Raw genomic sequence first — 18,399 nt, forward strand, 5'->3', positions numbered from 1 at the left:
CCTACAGCCCGCCGCTGAGCAGCTGGCACAGGCGGTCGAGCTGGTCGAGATCGCGATAGGTCACCGTCAACCGCCCGCCGTCATGACCGGCGTGTTCGATCTGGACCCGCATCTTCAGCTGGGCGCCCAGATCGGCCTCGAGCGCACGGGTGTCGGCGTCCTTTTCCGGCTTGCTGCGTGACGCCGGGGTCGGGCGCGGCGCGCTGGCCTGTTTTGCGAGCGCCTCGGTCTCGCGCACCGACAGCCCGCGTTCGATCACCCGGCGCGCCAGACCGACCGGGTCGGGCGTGGTAATCAGCGCCCGGGCGTGGCCGGCCGACAACTTGCCGTCGCGGACGAAGCCCTGCACTTGGTCCGGCAGGTTGAGCAGCCGCAGCAGATTCGAGATATGGCTGCGGCTCTTGTCCAGCGCCTCGGCCAGCTGTTCCTGGGTGTGGCCGAACCGGTCCATGAGCTGGCGGAACGAGGCGGCCTCTTCGATCGGGTTCAGGTCGGCGCGCTGGATGTTCTCGATCAGCGCGATTTCCAGGACCTCGGTGTCGGTCATGTCGCGGATGATGACCGGCAGGTCATGCAACTGCGCGATCTGGGCCGCCCGCCAGCGCCGTTCGCCGGCGACGATCTGGTAGATGCCGGGCTCGCGGGGGTGCGGGCGCACGATCAGCGGCTGCAGCACGCCGCGGCTTTTCAACGAGGCAGCAAGTTCGGCCAGCGCCTCGGGGTCGAACGCCCGGCGCGGCTGGTCGGGGTTCGCGGTGATCTGTTCGACCGGCACGGTTTGCGTCGATTGCGGTGCCGCTGCTGAGGTGACGTCGACATCGGCCATCAGCGCGGAAAGACCCCGCCCCAGACCCATTTTCCGCGGTTTTTCAGCCATTTGCCGACTTCCTCTGGCGCGTCCCGGGGGCGTTGACGATTTCCTGGGCAAGCGCGCGATACGCCGCGCTGCCCTTTGACGCGGGATCATAGTGGATCACCGGCAGGGCGTGTGAGGGAGATTCCGACACGCGGATGTTGCGCGGAACGACCGTCTCGAACACCAGCGGGCCGAGCGTGTTGCGGACGTCCGCTTCGACCTGTTGCGAGAGGTTGAGCCGAGAGTCCGACATGGTGAGCAGGACGCCCTCGATCCGCAGATCGGGGTTGGCTGTGGCCCGGACCTCGCGGACCGTGAGCATGAGCTGCGAGAGGCCTTCGAGGGCATAGAACTCGGCCTGGAGCGGGACGATCAGGCTGTCGGCGGCCACCATCGCGTTCAGCGTCAGCAGGCCCAGCGCGGGGGGGCAGTCGATGAGGACGATGCCGGGGGGGCCCTTGAGCGCCGCGGCGAGCAGGTGGGTACGTCGCGCGCGGCTGGCGATGTCGAGTTCGGCCGAGGCGAGATCGGCCGTCGCCGGGACGATGGAGAGATGCGCGTGGTCGGTGGGCCGCCGCGCGGCGGCGAAGGCGGCGTCTCCGATCAGCAGGTCATAGCTGTTGGGGGTCCGCTGCTCGGCCGCGATGCCCAAGCCCGTCGAGGCGTTTCCCTGCGGATCGAGATCGATCACGGTCACGTCCTGGCCGAGCTCTGCCAGCGCCGCGCCAAGGTTGATCGCGGTGGTCGTCTTGCCGACTCCACCCTTCTGGTTGGCGATGGCAATGATCCGGGGCGTGGTCACGTGGTCTTCCTGTCGCATTGGAGTATGGCTGCTGCCGGGTCGGTGATGCTGCGATGGATCCGGATGTCGAACTGCGCCTCGGCTTCCGACTGATCCAGTTCGGCCTGCCAGTTCTGGCCTTTCATCAGCCAAGCCGTCCCGTCTGCCGCCAGATGGCGGTCCAGATATGGCATAAGTCGGGGAAGCGGGGCAAGCGCGCGGGCGCTGAGGTGACGGGCGGACGCCGGTGCCAGGTCCTCGATCCGGCCGGCTGTCGCGCGGCAGCGGGTCAGGCCGAGGTCGCGAATAGCGGTCTGCAGGAACGCGACCTTCCGGCGGTCGGAGTCGACCAGGAGCAGTTCGGAGTCGGGATGGTGGATGGCGACGACCAGCCCTGGGAGACCGCCGCCGCTGCCGATATCCAGCCAGAGTCCGTCCCAGGGGTCGACGACGAGGGACGCCAGCTGCGCGCTGTCCTGAAGGTGCCGCCGCTCGAGGTCGGGGACGGTGCCCGGGGCGATCAGGTTGATCGACGGATTCCATTTCCTGAGCAGGGCGGCATAGGTCGCGAGCCGCGCTTCACGTGAAGCATTCATGCGGCACTGCGCCCGCTGCGGAGCCATGCGATCAGCAGGGTCAGGGCGGCGGGTGTCATCCCCTCGATCCGGCCCGCCGCGGCGATGTTGGCCGGCCGGGCCATAGTCAGCTTGCCGCGGAGTTCGTGGGAAATCCCGGTGATCTGCTGGAAATCTAGGTCGGCCGGCAGGGCCAGCGCCTCTTGCCGCTGGATATCCGCAGCATCACGCTGCTGCCGGTCCGTGAACTGCGCATAGAGCGCATCGTTGCGGACCAGTTCCAGAGCTTCGCTGTCCGCGGTAAGGGCCGCCGGGAGAAGTGCGGCGAGCGTCCCGAGATCCAGGTCCTTCTGGCCGAGCAGCGCGTAGGCCGTGCGCCGCTGTCCGTCCTGCCGCACAGGCAGGCCTTTCTGGGCGAGTTCGGTCGGGGTGAACGACGTCGCCTCGGCCAAGTTCTGCACCGTCACAAACCGGCGATGCTTTTCGGCGTAGGCCGCCTTGCGTGCAGTCCCCACGAGGCCCAAGTCGATTCCCATCGGGGTCAGCCGCCGATCCGCGTTGTCGATTCGCAGCGACAACCGGAACTCGGCGCGAGAGGTGAACATGCGATAGGGCTCGCTGGCCCCGCGTGTGACCAGGTCGTCGATCATCACGCCGATATAGCTGTTCGTGCGGCTGAAGGTGGTGGGGTCGCGCCCGAGGACGGATGATGCCGCATTGAGCCCCGCCACAAGCCCCTGGGCGGCGGCTTCCTCATACCCGGTTGTGCCGTTGATCTGGCCGGCCAGGTACAGTCCCGTGACGTCCCGGGTTTCCAGCGTGGGTCGCAACGCACGGGGGTCGATATAGTCGTATTCCACGGCATAGCCGGGCTGGACAATCTCTGCCTGTTCCAGCCCACGCATGGTGCGGACATAGGCCAGCTGGACGTCACGGGGCAGCGACGTCGAGATGCCGTTGGGATAGACCAGATCGGTGTCGTGCCCCTCGGGTTCCAGAAAGACCTGGTGCGAGTCCTTGTCGGCAAAACGCACGACTTTGTCCTCGATGGAAGGGCAGTATCGGGGACCCACGCCCTCGATGCGGCCGCCATACATCGCCGACCGGGACAGGTTCTCTGCGATGATCCGATGCGTTTGCGCGTTCGTATGGGTCAGGGCGCAGGACACCTGCGGCGCGACGGGCGCCTGACTGAGGAACGATAGCATCGAGGGCACCTCGTCGCCCGGCTGCTGGTCCAGCTCGTCCCACGCGATCGAGTTCCGCGCCAAGCGCGGCGGGGTCCCGGTCTTGAGCCGACCAAGAGGCAGGCCCAGCCCCAGCAGCGCGGCGGCGAGGCCCGTCGCCCGCCCGGCCCCCCATCGCCCGGCGGGGCGTGTTTCGTCCCCGATGTGAATGAGGCCGTTCAGGAACGTTCCCGTCGTCACGATGACCGTCGGCGCCTGCAGCTGGGTCCCGTCCGCAAGCGTAACCCCGGCGACGCGCGTGCCCTCGACCTCCAGCGTCGCGACCTCGCCGATGACAAGGTCGACGCCGCGGGTCTGGGCCAGTTCGCGCTGTGCGGCCTGACGATACAGCCCCCGGTCGGCCTGCGCCCGCGGCCCCTGCACAGCGGGACCCTTCCGGCGGTTCAAAAGACGGAACTGAATCCCGGCGGCGTCGGCGAGCCGGCCCATCACGCCGTCCAGGGCGTCGATCTCCCTGACGAGATGGCCCTTGCCCAGTCCGCCGATCGCCGGGTTGCAGGACATCGTGCCCGCATCGTCGGCCCGCAAGGTGACCAGCGCGACCATGACACCCACCCGCGCAGCCGCCGCGGCCGCTTCGACCCCCGCATGGCCCGCGCCGATGACGACGACATCATAGTGTTTCACGTGAAGCACCTATTTCCCGATGCAGAAAGTCGAAAAGATCTCGTCAAGATAGTCGTCCGGCGCGACGCGGCCAATGACTTCGTGCAGGCTTAGTGCGGCCAGCCGCACCGCCTCGGCCAGCAGCTCGGGCGGCGCGTGATGCGTCACCGCGAGCGCATCGGCCGCGTCCTGCAGCGCCTCGACCTGCCGCGCGCGCGACACGAGGCCGGCCCCAGCGACGCGCGCGGCCAGCATCTCGCGCACCTTCTCCAGAAGCTCGTCCACGCCTTCCCCGGTGACCGCCGAGATGTCGCCAGCCCCCAGGTCCGACTTCGACCGCACCACCAGGTCGCCCTCCACATGGACCTCCTGGTCAACGGTCGCATCCGTCACCAGATGGATCCGCAGGTCCGCCGCCGCCGCCCGATCCCGGGCCCGCGCGACTCCCATCCGTTCCACCTTGTTCTCCGCCTCGCGAAGCCCCGCGGTGTCCAAGAACGTCACCGCCAGCCCGCCCAGATCGGCCCGCAGTTCCAGCACGTCCCGGGTCGTTCCAGCTTCGTCGCTGACCAGAGCGACGTCCCGACCCGCGATCCGGTTCAGCAGCGAGGATTTCCCGGCATTGGGCGGTCCGACGATCGCGACCTCGAACCCCGCGCGGATCCGCTCGGCCGCCGCGAAGCCGCCCACTGACCGCTGAATGTCGTCCCGGACTTCGGCCAGAAGCGCCATGACCTCGGCCGGCACCTCGGCCGGCGCATCCTCCTCGTCGGCGAAATCCAGCGAGGCCTCGACCAGCGCCCCGGCCCGGATCAGCTTCTCGCGCAGTCCATCCGCCCAGCGGGTCAGATCGCCCGATACGATCCGCATCGCCTGCTGCCGCTGCGCCTCGGTCTCCGCGACCAGCAGATCCGACAGCGCCTCGGCTTCACTCAGCGGCACCACGCCGTTCAGGAAACCCCGCCGCGTGAACTCTCCCGGCTCGGCCAGCCGGGCGCCCCGCGCGCGCAGCGCCGACATCAGCCGCCGCACCACGACCGGCGCGCCGTGCAGATGAAACTCGACCACCTCTTCGCCGGTAAAGCTCGCGCCCGGGTCAAAGCGGATCACCAGAGCCCGGTCGATCACGTCGCCGTCCCGCACCGACCGCAGCACCGCCTGGCGCGCCTCGGGCAACGCACCCGCGACTCCCTCGCCGATCGCACGCGCCCCCGGTCCGCTCAGGCGGACGATCGAGACCCCGCCCCGCCCGGGAGGCGTCGTTTCGGCATAGATCGTGTCCATCCCATGCTCAGGCGTTCATGGACTCGAAGAATTCGGCGTTGGTCTTGGTCTGCTTCAGCTTGGAAATCAGGAACTCGATCGCATCGGTCGTCCCCATCGGGTTCAGGATGCGCCGCAGCAGATAGGTTTTCTGCAGGTCCTTCTGATCGACCAGCAGCTCTTCTTTCCGCGTCCCGGACTTGAGAATATCCATCGCCGGGAACACACGCTTGTCGGCCACCTTGCGGTCCAGCACGATCTCGCTGTTGCCGGTGCCCTTGAATTCCTCGAAGATCACCTCGTCCATCCGGCTGCCCGTGTCGATCAGGGCCGTCGCGATGATCGTCAGCGACCCGCCTTCCTCGATGTTCCGCGCCGCGCCGAAGAAGCGCTTCGGCCGCTGCAGGGCGTTGGCGTCCACACCCCCGGTCAGCACCTTGCCCGACGACGGCACCACGGTGTTGAACGCCCGGCCCAGGCGGGTGATCGAATCGAGCAGGATCACCACGTCGCGCTTGTGCTCGACCAGCCGCTTGGCCTTCTCGATGACCATCTCGCTGACCGCCACGTGCCGCGTCGCCGGCTCGTCGAAGGTCGACGAGATCACCTCGCCCTTCACCGAACGCTGCATGTCGGTCACTTCCTCGGGCCGCTCGTCGATCAGCAGCACGATCAGATAGCACTCCGGGTGGTTCTTCTCGATCGAATGGGCGATGTTCTGCAGCAGCACGGTCTTGCCGGTGCGCGGCGGCGCCACGATCAGCGACCGCTGACCCTTGCCGATCGGCGACACCAGGTCGATGATCCGGGCCGAGCGGTCCTTGGTCGTCGGATCGTCCAGCTCCATCTTCAGCCGCTCGTTCGGATAAAGCGGTGTCAGGTTGTCAAAGGCGACCTTGTGGCGCGCCTTCTCGGGCTCTTCGAAGTTGATCTTCTCGACCCGGGTCAGGGCGAAATAACGTTCATTCTCGCCGGGCGCGCGGATCACGCCTTCGACCGTGTCGCCGGTCCGCAGGCTGTGCTGGCGGATCATGTCGGGGCTGACATAGATATCGTCAGGGCCAGGCAGATAGTTCGCCTCGGGCGAGCGCAGGAAGCCAAATCCGTCCTGCACGACCTCCAGCACGCCGTCGCCGCCGATATCGACGCCTTCCTCGGCATGCTCCTTCAGCAGCGAGAACATCATCTCGCCCTTGCGCATGGTCGAGGCGTTCTCGATTTCCCACTCTTCGGCCATCGCCAGAAGATCTGCGGGGCTCTTGGCCTTGAGATCGGCCAGGTTGAGACGTTCTTCGCTCATCGGGTCACCATGCGCCGGACGAGCGTCCAGAGAACGCTGCGGCGAAATATTTATCTGGAAGGGCACGAGCCGGACGGCCCGCAGCGGCCGGATAGGCGATTCCCGCCCGAAAGTCAAACCTGTCAGAACTTCACGATCACCGACACGACGATCAGGACCATCAGGATCGTCGGCACCTCGTTCATGATCCGGTACTGCCGCCCGCTCAGCCCGGCGCCGCGCTGCAGCTTTCGGCGCTGGATCATCAGCCAGTGATGAAACAGCGTCATCCCGATCACGCCTGCCGCCTTGGTCCAGGGCCACGCCAGCGACCAGTCGACGATGCCCGGGGTGAAGACCAGCGCCAGCCCCGCGATCCAGGTTGCGATCGAGGCCGGCCCCATGATCACCCGCAGCAGCTTCAGCTCCATGATCTCGAAGCTTGCCGCAGGCTCGCCCGGGCCGGTCGCGCGTTCCGCATGATAGACGAACAGACGCGGCAGATAGAACAGCCCGGCCATCCACGACATCACTGCCATGATGTGAAACGACTTGATCCAGGGATACAGTGTCGCCAGCCAGTCCGTGATCATCGTCGCCTCCGTCGCGCCTTCTTATCTTAAAGAAGAGAAGAGAAAAGGATGATGTCGAAGTAGGGGTGGCGGATAACTGGATTTGTCGCGCTCGCGACGGTCATCCCGGACTCCGCCGGGCGGGGCCATAGTGGGGATAAGATGTGGAACGTGAAGAAATCATGATTTCTTTCAAATGCTTGCGACGCAGGACGCACGCGCGGACAACGCCCTGATCCCCAGCCTGTGGACGAACAATCCGGCGCTGTCCACCTGTGGACGACCCGCGGCGACCGTCCCCCGAGCCGCAGTCGTTTTCGCGCATCCCGGCCGTCGCCCAGCCAAGGCCTAAACCCCCAACATCCCCCGCCTCACCCTCTCCCCAGGGTTTTCCACAGCCGCCAAGCTTTCCTCCGCCGGCCGGGCGGGCTAGACAGAAGACGCCCAACGACACGAAGAACCATGCCCGCAGAACAGGTGCCGCTTCAGACCGCTCCGACCTCGGCCGGGACCGCGCCGGGTTCCGTGCCCGCGCTGCCGCTGGCCGGGGTCATGGGCTGGCCGGTGGCTCATTCCCGCTCGCCGCAGCTGCACCGGCACTGGCTCGACCGCTATGGCATCCGCGGCCACTACGTGCCGCTGACCGTGGCGCCCGAACATCTCGCGCAGGTGCTGCATGCGCTGCCGCGCGCCGGGTTCGTCGGCCTGAACGTGACCATCCCGCACAAGCAGGCGGTGCTGGCGCTGGCCGACGTGGTGACCGACCGCGCGGCCCTGATCGGCGCAGCGAACACTCTGATCTTCCGCCCCGATGGCCGGATTCACGCGGACAATACGGATGGTTACGGCTTCACCGCCAACCTGTTCCAGCAACAGCCCGAATGGAATCCGGCCGCCGGTCCCGCCGCCGTCATCGGCGCCGGGGGCGCCGCCCGGGCGGTGGTCGCGGCGCTGCTGGAATGTCACGTCCCCGAATTGCGCATCGCCAACCGCACCCGCATCCGCGCCGACCAGATCAAGGCCGAATTCGGCGCCCGCGTGGTCGTCTATGACTGGGCCCAGATCGGCAACATGCTGGAAGGCGCCACCACCGTCGTCAACTCGACCTCGATGGGGATGGAGGGCGCGCAGCCCCTGCGCGTGCCGCTGGACGCGCTGTCCCCCGACGCGCTGGTGACGGATCTGGTCTATACCCCGCTCGACACGCTGTTCCTGCGCGAGGCGCGGTCGCGGGGCTGCCGCACCGTCGACGGCTTGGGCATGCTGCTGCACCAGGCCGCCCCCGGATTTGAGCGCTGGTTCGGCGTCCGCCCCCAGGTCGATGACGCCCTGCGCGTGGCGGTCCTCGGATGAGCTATCTTCTGGGACTGACCGGCGGGATCGGCATGGGCAAGACCACCACAGCAGCCAAGTTCGCGGCCCACGGCGTACCGGTCTGGGACGCCGATGCTGCGGTGCATCGCCTGTATGCCCCGGGCGGCGCGGCCGTTCCCGGGGTCGGCGCGCTGTTCCCCTCGGCCGTTACCGCCGCCGGCATCGATCGCAAGCTGCTCAGCCAGCTGCTGGCCGCCGCCCCCCGGCGCCTCGCGGAACTCGAGGCCGTCGTCCACCCGCTCGTCGCCGACGACCGCGCGGCCTTCGTCGCGGCCCATGCCGATGCGCCGGTGGTCTTGCTGGACATTCCGCTGCTGTTCGAAACCGGCGCCGAGGCGCAGATGGACGGCGTCGCCGTGGTCTCTGCGCCGGCCGAGGTGCAGCGGGAGCGGGTCCTGTCCCGCCCCGGCATGACGCCCGAGACGCTGGACCTGATCCTGTCCCGGCAGATGCCCGACGCCGACAAGCGCGCCCGCGCGACCTGGATCATCCCGACCGACTCGCTGCAAGCGGCGCAGGCGGCGGTGGCGGGCATCCTCGCCGACATCGCGCAGGAACCTCAGGACCGGCCCCATGCGTGAGATCGTGCTGGACACCGAAACCACCGGCTTCGATCCTGACACCGGCGACCGCATCGTCGAGATCGGCGCCATCGAGCTGATGAACTATCTGCCCACCGGCCGGCATTTCCACGTCTACATCAACCCCGAACGCGACATGCCGGCCGAGGCGCTGGCCGTCCACGGCCTGACCAGCGAGTTCCTGGCCGACAAGCCGAAATTCGCCGAAATCTCGCGGGATTTCATCGACTTCGTGGGTCAGGCGCGGCTGGTCATCCACAACGCCCCCTTCGACATGAAATTCCTCAACTGGGAACTGCGCCGCGCCGGTCACGCCGCCCTGCCGATGGCGCGTGCGCTGGATACCGTGGCGCTGGCGCGCGAGAAATTTCCCGGCGCGCCGGTGTCGCTGGACGCGCTGTGCCGGCGCTGGGGGATCGACAACTCGGGCCGGACGCTGCACGGCGCGCTGCTGGACAGCGAGCTTCTGGCCGAGGTCTATCTGGAGCTGATCGGCGGCCGTCAGCCCGACCTGGTGCTCGTCGCCGCCAACGCCCCGGCGACCGGCGCGGCCGGCCTGTCCGACACCCCGCAGCGCCCCCGCGCGCCGCGCCCCGTGCCGCTGCCGCCCCGAATCAGCGCCGCCGAGATCGAGGCCCACGCCGCCTTCGTCGCCCGCCTCGGCCCCGGCGCGCTGTGGCTGCGCTATTCCGCCACCGCGAGCGCGGTCCCCCGATGATCCGCGCCGCCTTCCGCGTCCTGACCGGCTATCTGCGCGATTCCTGGCAGTTCATCACCGCGCTCTTCGACCGGATGGACAAGATCCACATGGGCCTGATCGCCGCCGGCGTGGCCTTCTATGCGATGTTCGCCGTGTTCCCCGGCCTCGCGGCGCTGATCGCGCTGTGGGGGTTGTGGTTCGACCCGGCGATCATCCAGGAATACGACCGTTACGTGGACGAATTCATCCCCGGACAGGCGGCCGAGATCCTGCATTCGCAGATCGACGCGCTGACCTCGGGCGGCAGGACGCAGCTCGGCTGGGCCTCGGCGATCTCGTTCGTGATCGCCACCATCGCCGCGCGGGCCGGGGTGGACGCGCTGGTCCGGGGGCTGAACGCGGCCTATGGGGTGCGGTCGCACTCGACGATCTTCGGCTGGGTGCTGGCCTACATCCTCACGCTCGCGATCGTGGGGGTGGTGCTGATGGGGCTGGCGACGATCGTCATCGTACCGCTCGCCTTCAACTTCCTTGAGTATGGGCCGTTGCGCAGCTGGCTGGTCAGTTCGGTGCCGTGGGTGGCGATGTTCGTCATCGTCATCGTCGGGATCGGCATCCTCTACCGCTACGGCCCCAACGTGAAGACGCCGCGCACGCCGATCTTTACATGGGGCGCGCTGTTCGCGGCGCTGGCCTGGGGTGCGGCGTCGGTGGCGTTCTCGGCCTATCTGTCCAGCTTCAACAGCTACAACCGGATCTACGGGTCGATCGGGGCGGTGGTGGCGCTGCTGATGTGGTTCTACCTGGCCGGGTTCTCGGTGATGCTGGGGGCGCTCATCAACGTCGAGTTCGACCGCTACAAGCGGCTGGTGCAGGCTCGCAAGGCCCGCAACCTGGCGCTGCAGATGGCGCGCGAGCGCGCTGCCGCCAAGACCCCGCCCGAGGGCACGCCCGGGGACGCCCCCGACAGCTGAGGATCAGTGCCGCGCCCCCGCCCGCGCGGCCGAGGTCAGCACCACGCGGCGGCTTTCTTCCTCGTCATGCGCGGTCTGCGACAGGTCGGGGACAAAGCGCAGCTCCAGCCGATAGCGATGGTCCTCGACCTCGATCTGGGCCTCGCTGTCCAGCTGCATGGCGAAGGCCTCGATCAGCTGGCTGCCCAGCCCGGTGCCTTCCGGTTCGGCCGCGTTGGCGCCCAGCGAATTCTCGATGCTCAGCACCGCGCTGCCATCGGGGTCGCGGCGCAGCTGCACCCGCACCAGTGGCCGGTCTTCGCCGGGCGGGGTGCCGGCGTATTTCAGCGCGTTGGTGAAGGCCTCGGTCGTCAGCAGCGTCAGCGGAACCGCCTGGTCGGGCTGCAGCGTCAGCGGTTCCAGCTCGGTTTCGACCCGGATCGAGTTGTCGTTCATCACCGAGGCGGTGGACATCTGCCCGATGATGTCGCGGATCAGGCGATCGGCCTCGACCGAATCCAGATGCTCGGCCTGATACAGGTTCTTGTAGATCGTCGCCAGCGAGGCCACCCGGTCCTGCACCGACCGCAGCACCCGCTTGGCATCGGCATCGTCGATCACCCGGCTCTGCATGTTGATGATCGAGGCGATCAGCTGCAGGTTGTTCTTGACCCGGTGGTGAATCTCTTTCAGCAGCACGGTCTTTTCCGCGACGGCTTCCTCCATCGCCGCCTCGTCGCGGATCAGGATGCGGGCCATGTTGTGAAAGGTCTCGCTGACGTCCCGGATCTCTCCGGGCGCGGCGGCCAGAACCGGGGGCGCCACGCTGCGGTCGCCCAGCGCAAAGCGGCGCATCTGGCCGCGCAGTTCGCGGACATGCCGCAGCACCAACCGGTAGACCGCGAAATAGGCCACCGCCAGCGATACCGCCCACAGCGCCAACGGAAACAGGATCGCCGCGAAGCGCGAGACGTTCAGCCCGGCAAAGCCGGTGACCTTCGGGCTCCAGCTGCCCAGCGCATAGACCAGGTCGGGCACCACCGGCACGACCGAAAAGACCCGCGACTCACCGGAATTCGAGATCGCCCGGAACGAGCTGTCCGACAGCGCCACCAGCGAGGCCAGCGACTGTCCCTGCGGCAGGATCGGCGTCGGGTCCTCTTCGTCGCCCATCGCCCCGGACAGGGCCTGGCCGTCGCGGTTGAAGGTCACGATGCGCGCGCCCTCGGCCCAATAGACCGACGAGTGGGTGGACCGCAGCAGGTCCTGCGACAGCGACAGCGCGACGAAGCCCAGCAGGTCGCGGTCGCGATACAGCGGCTGCGACACGGCGACGATGGCCTGGCCGGACATCAGCCCGCGCTGCGCGGCGGTGATCTGCGTGCGGGGCGACTCCAGGAAGCTCTGGAAATGCTGCGAGCCGCTGACATCGACCACTTGGCCGGTCGATGAACAGACCGTCTTGCCCTCGACCGAGGTGAAGCCGGCATAGACGAAGGTCGCGCTGCGCTGGACGTATTGCCGCATCATCTCGGAACAGGCCGCCGGATCGTCGAGCAGGGTCAGGATCGACGCGCCCAGCGCGTCGGCGGTGCCGATGGCGCCCTGCAACAACGCGCGTTCGCCTGCTGCGGCGGCCGCCGTCCGCCCCTGCAGGGCGATCTCGGTGGACCGTTCCGCCTCGCGCGACAGATGCAGGGTCTGTATGATCGAGATCAAGCCGATCGGCAGGATCGCGACGGTCAGCAGCAATCCCAGCCGGAACCCGAGCTTGCCGGTAATGCCCGCGCCACGCACCGGCGCCTACCGCGAAACCGGATGGTTCACCGCCATGACTGCCAGCGTCGAAGCGTCCGTCATGTCCAGTTCTTCGCCCTCGGCCATGTGCAGCAGCTCGGCCAGCCGCCGGCGGCCGCGGTTGGCGCGCGACTTGACGGTGCCGACCGCCACCCCGGTCATCGCGGCGGCCTCTTCATAGGAAAAGCCGGACCCGCCGACCAGGATCAGCGCCTCGCGCTGTTCGTCCGGCAGCTGCAGCAACGCCGCCTTGAAGTCGTTCATTGCCAGCCGGCCGTCATGTTCGGGGCGCGTCGCCTGGCGCGCAGCATGGATGCCGTCGCTGTCGCTGACCTCGCGCCGGGTCTTGCGGCGGGCGGAATAGAAGGTGTTGCGCAGGATGGTGAACAGCCAGGCGCGCAGGTTGGTGCCGGGCTGGAACTTCTCGATGTTGGTCCACGCCTTGACGATAGTGTCCTGCACCAGGTCGTCGGCGGACGCGCCGTCGCGGGTCAGCGACAGTGCAAAGGCCCGCAGGGCGGGCAGGTGATCGACCAGTTCATCACGCGGGTTGGCGCCGGACAGCGCCTTGTTGTCTGCCGATGCTGTCATGGGGATCATTCCTGCTCGCGCAGGCGTTCGAGCAGCATGAGGAAGCGATCAGGGACCTCCTGCGACGTCTCCTGCTCGTATACGCGCCGCAGATTCTCGTCGATCTGCTTTTCTAGGGCGGCGCGCTTTCTTTCTTCCCGCCTCGTGTTCATTTAATTGTTTATCCCGGAAATCTTGTGTGCACGTTGCCCAACCGCTACAGCACGTCAAGGTTCCCCAACAGGGACGATTTTTGAGGAATACCATGTCCGCTGCTGATCTTGCTCAATCCATCGGCCGCGAGCTGCCCTATCTGCGCCGCTACGCGCGCGCCCTGACCGGCAGCCAGACCGCTGGCGACAATTACGCCGCCGCAACGCTGGAAGCGATCCTGTCGGATCGCAGCCTGATGAGTGACAACGACACGCGAATCGGGCTGTTCCGCACGTTTCACGCGATCTGGCAAAGCTCGGGCCAGCCGGTCGCCAGCGAGGACCAGTCGGGGCGCGAGGCTGCGGCCCAGGGCCACCTGCGCGGCCTGACCGCGAACTCGCGCGAGGCGCTGCTGCTGCGCACGATCGAGGAGCTGCGCTATGACCAGATCGCGCAGATCATGCAGGTCGACCAGGACGAGGCCGAAGAGCTGGTCCAGATCGCCCTGAACGAGATGGGCCGCGCCATCCGCGGCCGGGTGATGATCATCGAGGATGAGACGATCATCGCCATGGACCTCAAGGGCATCGTCCAGGCGATGGGCCACGAGGTCACCGGCATCGCCCGCACCCACACCGCCGCGATTGAACTCGCCGGCGACCGCCGTCCCGACCTGATCCTGGCCGACATCCAGCTGGCCGACGGGTCGTCGGGGATCGACGCGGTGAACGAGCTGCTGGGCAGCCTCGGCGATCTGCCGGTGATCTTCATCACCGCCTTCCCGGAACGCCTGCTGACCGGCGACCGGCCGGAACCGGCCTTCCTGATCTCCAAGCCCTATTCCGAGGAACAGGTCCGCTCGGCGGTGTCGCAGGCGATGTTCTTCGCCTCTACCGACGGTCTGGGCGTCGCCTGATCCCCAGCCGGCGGACATGACAAAAGCGGCGTCTCCGGGGTCGGGGACGCCGTTTTTCCCTTGGCTGACACGGGGCCCGCCGGCCGCTCAGATCGAGACGAAGCCGCCCTTGCCGTCCAGTGACCACAGCTGCCCGTCGCGGATGTCGTGCAGCAGGCCGTGCAGAGACAGTTCGCCCGCCTCGACGGCTGCGGCGACGAAGGGGAAGGTCATCAGGTTGTCCAGCGAGACCTCGACCGCCGCCCGTTCCAGCGCCGCGATCTGTTCGTCCTCCGGCAGGTGCTTGATCCGCTCATAGCCCGGCCGCAGGATGTCCATCCAGCGCCCGACAAAGCTGGTCGCCTCGTCCAGTTCCGGCGCGTGGCCGGCGCACATCGCGTGGCAGCCGGCGACGCCGCCGCACTGGCTGTGGCCCATGACGATCAGATGCGCGACCTTCAGTTCCTTGACCGCGTATTCCACCGCGGCCGAGGTGCCGTGCTGTTCGCCGTCCGGCGCATAGGCGGGCACCAGGTTGGCGATGTTGCGGTGGATGAAGAACTCGCCCGTGTCGGCCCCGAAGATCGAGGTGACGTGCACCCGCGAATCGCAGCACGAGATCACCATCGCCCGCGGCCGCTGGCCCTCGTCGGCCAGCCGGCGATACCAGGCGCGGTTTTCCGTGAAGGCGGTCGCGCGCCAGCCGTGATAGCGCTGGACGAGATACTGGGGCAGCGGACGGGTCGAAGTCATGGGCGCCTCCTCGCGGGTTTGCCGGTAAGTAGCGGGCAGGTGCGTCAAATTCGAGAGGTTTCCTGCCGCCGCGATAAGGAAATCTTAGCCGCTTGCGGTCATCTTCTTCGGACGTGTGGGGACACGGGTGTGGAAACGGGGTGACGGGATGGGGAACCTCATGGTTCTGGCCATGCACGAAGCGGTGCTGGTCGATACGCGAAGGCTCGGCGAAATCGTCGACGAGCTCGGCGAAACCGCGGCGCAGAACATCATCTGCGCGGCGCTGGAACAACTCGCGGCGGCTCTGGCCGACACGCGAGAGGCGGCGATGGCGGGCGACACCGCGCGCCTGGCCGAGCGGGCCGAGATGCTGTCGCGGCTGGCCTGGCAGGTGGGGCTGACCTCGCTGGCGGGGGTGGCCATCGACGTGGTGGCCTGCGCGGAACGGCGCGACGCGACCGGCCTTGCCGCGACGCTGGCGCGGCTGATGCGGATCGGCAACCGCTCGCTGACCGAGATCTGGGACGGCAGCGGCCCGGGCCCGCTGGTCAGCTGACCCGGCCTGCGGATGGCGCGACCCGCAGCCGGGGGTCGCGGGCGGCGCGATCCTCGACCCAGGCGGCCTCGGCCGCGAAGTCGTGCGGCACCTGCTCGGCGCTGCGCGACCCGGACAGCGAGCGCGAGGCGAAGAAGTCGAAGCCGTACAGCGTCAGCGTGGCAAGGGGGGCCTCCAGCAGCAGCCGGATCGCCATGAACCCGGTCGAGGGCGGGGCGCCCAGCTCGTGTTCCAGCGCCTGATAATCGTCCAGCGGGAACAGGTAGAAGCCCGGGCTGTGCGCGCTGCGCCAGTCCAGCCGCTTGCGCTTGGGCGACATCCACAGGATGCGGCCGGGCGCCAGCCGGGCGCGGTCCGCCTGCGGCAGCCGCACCGCCAGCGCCAGCCAGTCGGTGCGGGTGCCGTGGCTTTCGGGCGCGGGCATCGGCGCGCGGTTGATCCGGACCACCAGGTCGGCCGCGTCGATCTGCGCGCCCTGCGTCCCCTCGGCCAGCGACCGCGCATTCCCGACCAGCGCCACCCGCTTGCCGCCCAGCTGGGCCACAAGCTCGGACAGCGGCACCGACAGCGACCGCAGCATCGGCTCGTTCCGCAGCGTCCTGGCGGCGTAGAAGCGCAGCGGAGTCATCGGAGGCCCTCGTCCAGCAGGCGGCGATAGACCTGCACGATGGCACGGGCCTCGCCCTCGATGGCGTGATGCGCGACGACATGGGCGCGCGCCGCCAACCCCGCCGCGGCCCGGCCAGCGTCATCCGACAGCCAGCGATCCAGCGCCGCGGTCAGCCCCTCGACGTCGTCGCGCGCGACCAGCGTGCCGGTTTCGCCGTCGCGGATCAGCGTCTCGTAGGCGCCGACCCGGGACGCGACCACCGGCACCCCGCAGGCCATCGCCTCGAGCGGGGTGAGCCCGAACCCCTCCCACCGCGCCGGCGCGGCGAACAGGTCCAGCGTCTGATAATGGCGCACCACATCCTCCCACGGGATTTCCCCCAGGAAGCGAATGCGGTCGCCCAGCCCGGCGGCGTCGGCGCGCGCGATCAGGCCGTCGGCGAAGGCGCGGTTGTCCGGCGTGATGCGGCCGGTGAAGATCAGCTGCGCCCGGGGATGGCGCGGGAAGGTCCTCAGCGCTGCTTCGACCAGCAGATCGACGCCCTTCTGCGCCCGCACCCGGCCAAAGCAGCCGATCAGCACCGCCTCCGGGTCCAGCCCCAGCTGCCGCCGCAGCGCCTCGCGGCGAGGGGCGGGCTGGAAGATCGCGGTATCCACGCCGTGCAGGATCACCGTGGCCGGCCGCTCCAGATAGGACGCGGCCTGCGGCGAGGTCGCGATCAGCGCGTCCTGCCGCCGGATCAGCCAGCGGGTGAACCCGGTATGGGCGCGCTGGGCGGCGCTGGTGAACAGCAGCCGATAGCGCCGCCGCAGGAGGTGGCGCAGGATCAGCCCCAGCGCCATCTCGGTGTTGCGGCGCGCGTGCCAGACCCGCCAGCGGTCGCGCGGCAGGGTGGCGGCGCGGGCCAGCGGGATATGCGGCAGCTCGGCCGGCAGCCCCGGCCCGGTCGCCACGATGCCGATCATCCGCGCCTGCACCGGGATCAGCCGCACCACCGTCGCGGTGACCCCCGACAGGCGGCGCTTGAGGTTCGGGGCGACGACCTCGATCTCAGCCATGCGCCGGGTCCGTGGCCGGGGGCCGGGCGGGGGCCAGCAGGAAGATCGCAAAGCCCAGGATCAGCGGCAGCAGGAAGAACAGGAACAGCAGCGAATAGGCCTGCGCGGGCGGATAGGCGGCGCTCGCGCTCATGTGCAGCGGGCGCGAGGCGAACTGCATCACCCCCACCCCGCCGATCGACGCCATGTTCAGCAGGGTCATCCCCCGCCCGACCAGGTGCGGCGCCAGGAACTGCCGGGCATGCGCCATCAGCAGCGTGTAGTTGGTCCCGGTCAGCCCGACCAGCGCCAGCAGGACGATCGCCGGCCCCAGCCGCCAGCCGGGGGCGAGCCACAGCGCCGCCAGGGTCGCGACCGAGATCGCGTGGCCCGCGATCAGCGCCCGCCGCGCGCTGCCGGCCAGCCGCACCAGCGGCCCGGCGGCGAGGTTGCCGACCACCATCGCCAGCCCCATCGCCAGCGTTGCGCGGCCGACCATCACGTCGTCGGCGCCGAACACCTCGTGCAGATAGGGCGAGGCCCACAGCCCCCGGATCGCCGCCGAGGCCGCGTAGCTGACGAAGATCAGCGGCAGCATCAGCCGGATCGCGGGCAGCGTGAACAGCTCGCCCACCCGGCCGCGGGGCGGGCCGTCGTGATGCACCGGATCGCGCACCGTGACCGCCAGCAGGGCCGCCACCGCCAGCGTGACGCCCACCAGCAGCCACAGCGCCGGCCGCCAGCCGATGGCGTGAATCAGCGAGACCAGCGGCGCCGCGCCCAGGATGTTGCCGGCCGACCCGAGCCCCACCATCGCCCCGGTCAGCATGCCGAATTTCGCCGGCGGATGGTCGTGGGCAAAGATGTAATAGGCCGCCATCAACGCCGGCGCGCAGCCGATCCCGATCAGCGCCATCGCGACGTGCAGGTGCCAGGGCGCGGTGGCCATCGCAAAGACCGCGGCGCCGCCGCCGCCGCCGACCGCGAGCGACACCGCCGCCGTCAGCCGCGGCCCGATCCGGTCCAGCGCCCAGCCGACCGGCAGCTGCATCAGCGCAAAGGACAGGAACCACATCCCCGACGACAGCGCGAGATCGCCCGGCGTCGCCCCCAATTCCTCAAGCAGGGTCGAGCTGAGCACCGCGAGGAAGGCGCGGTAGAACTGGCTGAGCGTATAGCCCAGCGTCAGCGCGATGATCCCTGCGTTCAGAAAGCTCGACATTCCCGCCTCATCCTCGGCCCCAGCTCGCGGGGTAACC

Annotated in this window: 20 protein-coding genes; 6 read left to right on the forward strand and 14 right to left on the reverse strand. The window is 68.6% G+C overall.

Translation table 11 applies throughout. The features are described from left to right. Position 1: 1 nt before the first annotated feature. From IC63_RS01490 to hemJ, 7 genes are all read right to left on the reverse strand, one after another. The gene (locus IC63_RS01490; protein ID WP_036716267.1) at positions 2 to 877 is read right to left on the reverse strand and encodes a ParB/RepB/Spo0J family partition protein; all 876 of its coding nucleotides are present in this window, start codon (positions 875 to 877) and stop codon (positions 2 to 4) included. After that, positions 870 to 1,676: a ParA family protein gene (locus tag IC63_RS01495; RefSeq protein WP_036716269.1), complete on the reverse strand. Its 807-nt coding sequence runs from the start codon at positions 1,674 to 1,676 to the stop codon at positions 870 to 872. The genes IC63_RS01490 and IC63_RS01495 overlap by 8 nt, the downstream gene beginning before the upstream one ends. Next, entirely contained in the window at positions 1,655 to 2,233 is a 579-nt protein-coding gene (gene rsmG / locus IC63_RS01500; RefSeq protein ID WP_052041791.1) for a 16S rRNA (guanine(527)-N(7))-methyltransferase RsmG, read from the reverse strand. The genes IC63_RS01495 and rsmG overlap by 22 nt, the downstream gene beginning before the upstream one ends. After that, positions 2,230 to 4,086 (reverse strand): tRNA uridine-5-carboxymethylaminomethyl(34) synthesis enzyme MnmG, encoded by a 1,857-nt coding sequence (mnmG, locus tag IC63_RS01505; RefSeq protein ID WP_036716272.1) that lies wholly within the window; start codon positions 4,084 to 4,086, stop codon positions 2,230 to 2,232. Before mnmG ends, rsmG begins: the two co-directional genes overlap by 4 nt. A 9-nt stretch (positions 4,087 to 4,095) precedes the next feature. Beyond that, positions 4,096 to 5,349 (reverse strand): tRNA uridine-5-carboxymethylaminomethyl(34) synthesis GTPase MnmE, encoded by a 1,254-nt coding sequence (gene mnmE / locus IC63_RS01510; RefSeq protein WP_036716274.1) that lies wholly within the window; start codon positions 5,347 to 5,349, stop codon positions 4,096 to 4,098. Positions 5,350 to 5,356: 7 nt separating this feature from the next. Beyond that, positions 5,357 to 6,628: a transcription termination factor Rho gene (rho, locus tag IC63_RS01515; RefSeq protein WP_036716277.1), complete on the reverse strand. Its 1,272-nt coding sequence runs from the start codon at positions 6,626 to 6,628 to the stop codon at positions 5,357 to 5,359. A 122-nt stretch (positions 6,629 to 6,750) separates the two neighbouring features. After that, the gene (gene hemJ, locus IC63_RS01520; protein WP_036716389.1) at positions 6,751 to 7,197 is read right to left on the reverse strand and encodes a protoporphyrinogen oxidase HemJ; all 447 of its coding nucleotides are present in this window, start codon (positions 7,195 to 7,197) and stop codon (positions 6,751 to 6,753) included. Positions 7,198 to 7,641: 444 nt separating this feature from the next. On the opposite strand from hemJ, the gene IC63_RS01525 reads away from it, so the two are divergent. From IC63_RS01525 to IC63_RS01540, 4 genes are read left to right on the forward strand one after another with little or no spacing between them, the layout of a single operon-like run. Then, a complete protein-coding gene (locus IC63_RS01525; protein ID WP_084115353.1) occupies positions 7,642 to 8,532 on the forward strand; it encodes a shikimate dehydrogenase in 891 nt (296 codons plus the stop codon). Then, the gene (gene coaE / locus IC63_RS01530) at positions 8,529 to 9,134 is read left to right on the forward strand and encodes a dephospho-CoA kinase (protein ID WP_036716279.1); all 606 of its coding nucleotides are present in this window, start codon (positions 8,529 to 8,531) and stop codon (positions 9,132 to 9,134) included. Before IC63_RS01525 ends, coaE begins: the two co-directional genes overlap by 4 nt. Continuing rightward, the gene (gene dnaQ, locus IC63_RS01535; protein WP_036716281.1) at positions 9,127 to 9,852 is read left to right on the forward strand and encodes a DNA polymerase III subunit epsilon; all 726 of its coding nucleotides are present in this window, start codon (positions 9,127 to 9,129) and stop codon (positions 9,850 to 9,852) included. The genes coaE and dnaQ overlap by 8 nt, the downstream gene beginning before the upstream one ends. Further along, the gene (locus IC63_RS01540) at positions 9,849 to 10,808 is read left to right on the forward strand and encodes a YihY/virulence factor BrkB family protein (protein ID WP_052041776.1); all 960 of its coding nucleotides are present in this window, start codon (positions 9,849 to 9,851) and stop codon (positions 10,806 to 10,808) included. Before dnaQ ends, IC63_RS01540 begins: the two co-directional genes overlap by 4 nt. A 3-nt stretch (positions 10,809 to 10,811) precedes the next feature. Here the strand turns inward: IC63_RS01540 and IC63_RS01545 are convergent, their stop codons facing one another. The 3 genes from IC63_RS01545 to IC63_RS01555 are packed head-to-tail and all read right to left on the reverse strand — an operon-like array spanning position 10,812 to position 13,327. Further along, positions 10,812 to 12,584: a sensor histidine kinase gene (locus IC63_RS01545; protein WP_052041777.1), complete on the reverse strand. Its 1,773-nt coding sequence runs from the start codon at positions 12,582 to 12,584 to the stop codon at positions 10,812 to 10,814. A 6-nt stretch (positions 12,585 to 12,590) separates the two neighbouring features. Further along, positions 12,591 to 13,175 carry an RNA polymerase sigma factor gene (locus IC63_RS01550; RefSeq protein WP_232222475.1) on the reverse strand — a complete coding sequence of 195 codons (585 nt, stop codon included), beginning with the start codon at positions 13,173 to 13,175 and terminating at the stop codon, positions 12,591 to 12,593. Positions 13,176 to 13,180: 5 nt separating this feature from the next. Next, entirely contained in the window at positions 13,181 to 13,327 is a 147-nt protein-coding gene (locus IC63_RS01555) for a NepR family anti-sigma factor (protein WP_036716283.1), read from the reverse strand. Between the two features lie 92 nt (positions 13,328 to 13,419). Between IC63_RS01555 and IC63_RS01560 the strand changes: the two genes are divergently transcribed. Further along, positions 13,420 to 14,223 carry a response regulator gene (locus IC63_RS01560; protein ID WP_036716285.1) on the forward strand — a complete coding sequence of 268 codons (804 nt, stop codon included), beginning with the start codon at positions 13,420 to 13,422 and terminating at the stop codon, positions 14,221 to 14,223. 87 nt (positions 14,224 to 14,310) lie between these two features. Here IC63_RS01560 and IC63_RS01565 read toward each other — a convergent pair whose 3' ends face one another. Further along, positions 14,311 to 14,955: a carbonic anhydrase gene (locus IC63_RS01565; RefSeq protein WP_036716287.1), complete on the reverse strand. Its 645-nt coding sequence runs from the start codon at positions 14,953 to 14,955 to the stop codon at positions 14,311 to 14,313. 160 nt (positions 14,956 to 15,115) lie between these two features. Here IC63_RS01565 and IC63_RS01570 point away from each other — a divergent pair, with 160 nt between their 5' ends. After that, positions 15,116 to 15,493 (forward strand): hypothetical protein, encoded by a 378-nt coding sequence (locus IC63_RS01570; RefSeq protein ID WP_232222476.1) that lies wholly within the window; start codon positions 15,116 to 15,118, stop codon positions 15,491 to 15,493. Here the strand turns inward: IC63_RS01570 and IC63_RS01575 are convergent. The 3 genes from IC63_RS01575 to IC63_RS01585 are packed head-to-tail and all read right to left on the reverse strand — an operon-like array spanning position 15,486 to position 18,362. Beyond that, positions 15,486 to 16,121, reverse strand: a complete 636-nt coding sequence (locus IC63_RS01575) for a glycosyltransferase family 29 protein (RefSeq protein WP_036716289.1) — start codon at positions 16,119 to 16,121, stop codon at positions 15,486 to 15,488. The genes IC63_RS01570 and IC63_RS01575 overlap by 8 nt on opposite strands. After that, the gene (locus IC63_RS01580; protein ID WP_036716290.1) at positions 16,118 to 17,161 is read right to left on the reverse strand and encodes a glycosyltransferase family 4 protein; all 1,044 of its coding nucleotides are present in this window, start codon (positions 17,159 to 17,161) and stop codon (positions 16,118 to 16,120) included. Before IC63_RS01580 ends, IC63_RS01575 begins: the two co-directional genes overlap by 4 nt. Further along, positions 17,154 to 18,362: an MFS transporter gene (locus tag IC63_RS01585; RefSeq protein WP_036716292.1), complete on the reverse strand. Its 1,209-nt coding sequence runs from the start codon at positions 18,360 to 18,362 to the stop codon at positions 17,154 to 17,156. Before IC63_RS01585 ends, IC63_RS01580 begins: the two co-directional genes overlap by 8 nt. Positions 18,363 to 18,399 lie beyond the last annotated feature (37 nt).

The sequence above is a fragment of the Paracoccus sphaerophysae genome (assembly GCF_000763805.1).
Classification (GTDB): Bacteria; Pseudomonadota; Alphaproteobacteria; order Rhodobacterales; family Rhodobacteraceae; genus Paracoccus; species Paracoccus sphaerophysae.

What these genes read in the sequence shown, in the direction of transcription:
- IC63_RS01490 (WP_036716267.1), bottom strand. Translation starts at nt 877, where the DNA reads ATGGCTGAAAAACCGCGGAAAATGGGTCTGGGGCGGGGTCTTTCCGCG.
- IC63_RS01495 (WP_036716269.1), bottom strand. Translation starts at nt 1,676, where the DNA reads ATGCGACAGGAAGACCACGTGACCACGCCCCGGATCATTGCCATCGCC.
- rsmG (WP_052041791.1), bottom strand. Translation starts at nt 2,233, where the DNA reads ATGAATGCTTCACGTGAAGCGCGGCTCGCGACCTATGCCGCCCTGCTC.
- mnmE (WP_036716274.1), bottom strand. Translation starts at nt 5,349, where the DNA reads ATGGACACGATCTATGCCGAAACGACGCCTCCCGGGCGGGGCGGGGTC.
- rho (WP_036716277.1), bottom strand. Translation starts at nt 6,628, where the DNA reads ATGAGCGAAGAACGTCTCAACCTGGCCGATCTCAAGGCCAAGAGCCCC.
- IC63_RS01525 (WP_084115353.1), top strand. Translation starts at nt 7,642, where the DNA reads ATGCCCGCAGAACAGGTGCCGCTTCAGACCGCTCCGACCTCGGCCGGG.
- coaE (WP_036716279.1), top strand. Translation starts at nt 8,529, where the DNA reads ATGAGCTATCTTCTGGGACTGACCGGCGGGATCGGCATGGGCAAGACC.
- dnaQ (WP_036716281.1), top strand. Translation starts at nt 9,127, where the DNA reads ATGCGTGAGATCGTGCTGGACACCGAAACCACCGGCTTCGATCCTGAC.
- IC63_RS01540 (WP_052041776.1), top strand. Translation starts at nt 9,849, where the DNA reads ATGATCCGCGCCGCCTTCCGCGTCCTGACCGGCTATCTGCGCGATTCC.
- IC63_RS01550 (WP_232222475.1), bottom strand. Translation starts at nt 13,175, where the DNA reads ATGACAGCATCGGCAGACAACAAGGCGCTGTCCGGCGCCAACCCGCGT.
- IC63_RS01555 (WP_036716283.1), bottom strand. Translation starts at nt 13,327, where the DNA reads ATGAACACGAGGCGGGAAGAAAGAAAGCGCGCCGCCCTAGAAAAGCAG.
- IC63_RS01560 (WP_036716285.1), top strand. Translation starts at nt 13,420, where the DNA reads ATGTCCGCTGCTGATCTTGCTCAATCCATCGGCCGCGAGCTGCCCTAT.
- IC63_RS01565 (WP_036716287.1), bottom strand. Translation starts at nt 14,955, where the DNA reads ATGACTTCGACCCGTCCGCTGCCCCAGTATCTCGTCCAGCGCTATCAC.
- IC63_RS01570 (WP_232222476.1), top strand. Translation starts at nt 15,116, where the DNA reads ATGGTTCTGGCCATGCACGAAGCGGTGCTGGTCGATACGCGAAGGCTC.
- IC63_RS01575 (WP_036716289.1), bottom strand. Translation starts at nt 16,121, where the DNA reads ATGACTCCGCTGCGCTTCTACGCCGCCAGGACGCTGCGGAACGAGCCG.
- IC63_RS01580 (WP_036716290.1), bottom strand. Translation starts at nt 17,161, where the DNA reads ATGGCTGAGATCGAGGTCGTCGCCCCGAACCTCAAGCGCCGCCTGTCG.
- IC63_RS01585 (WP_036716292.1), bottom strand. Translation starts at nt 18,362, where the DNA reads ATGTCGAGCTTTCTGAACGCAGGGATCATCGCGCTGACGCTGGGCTAT.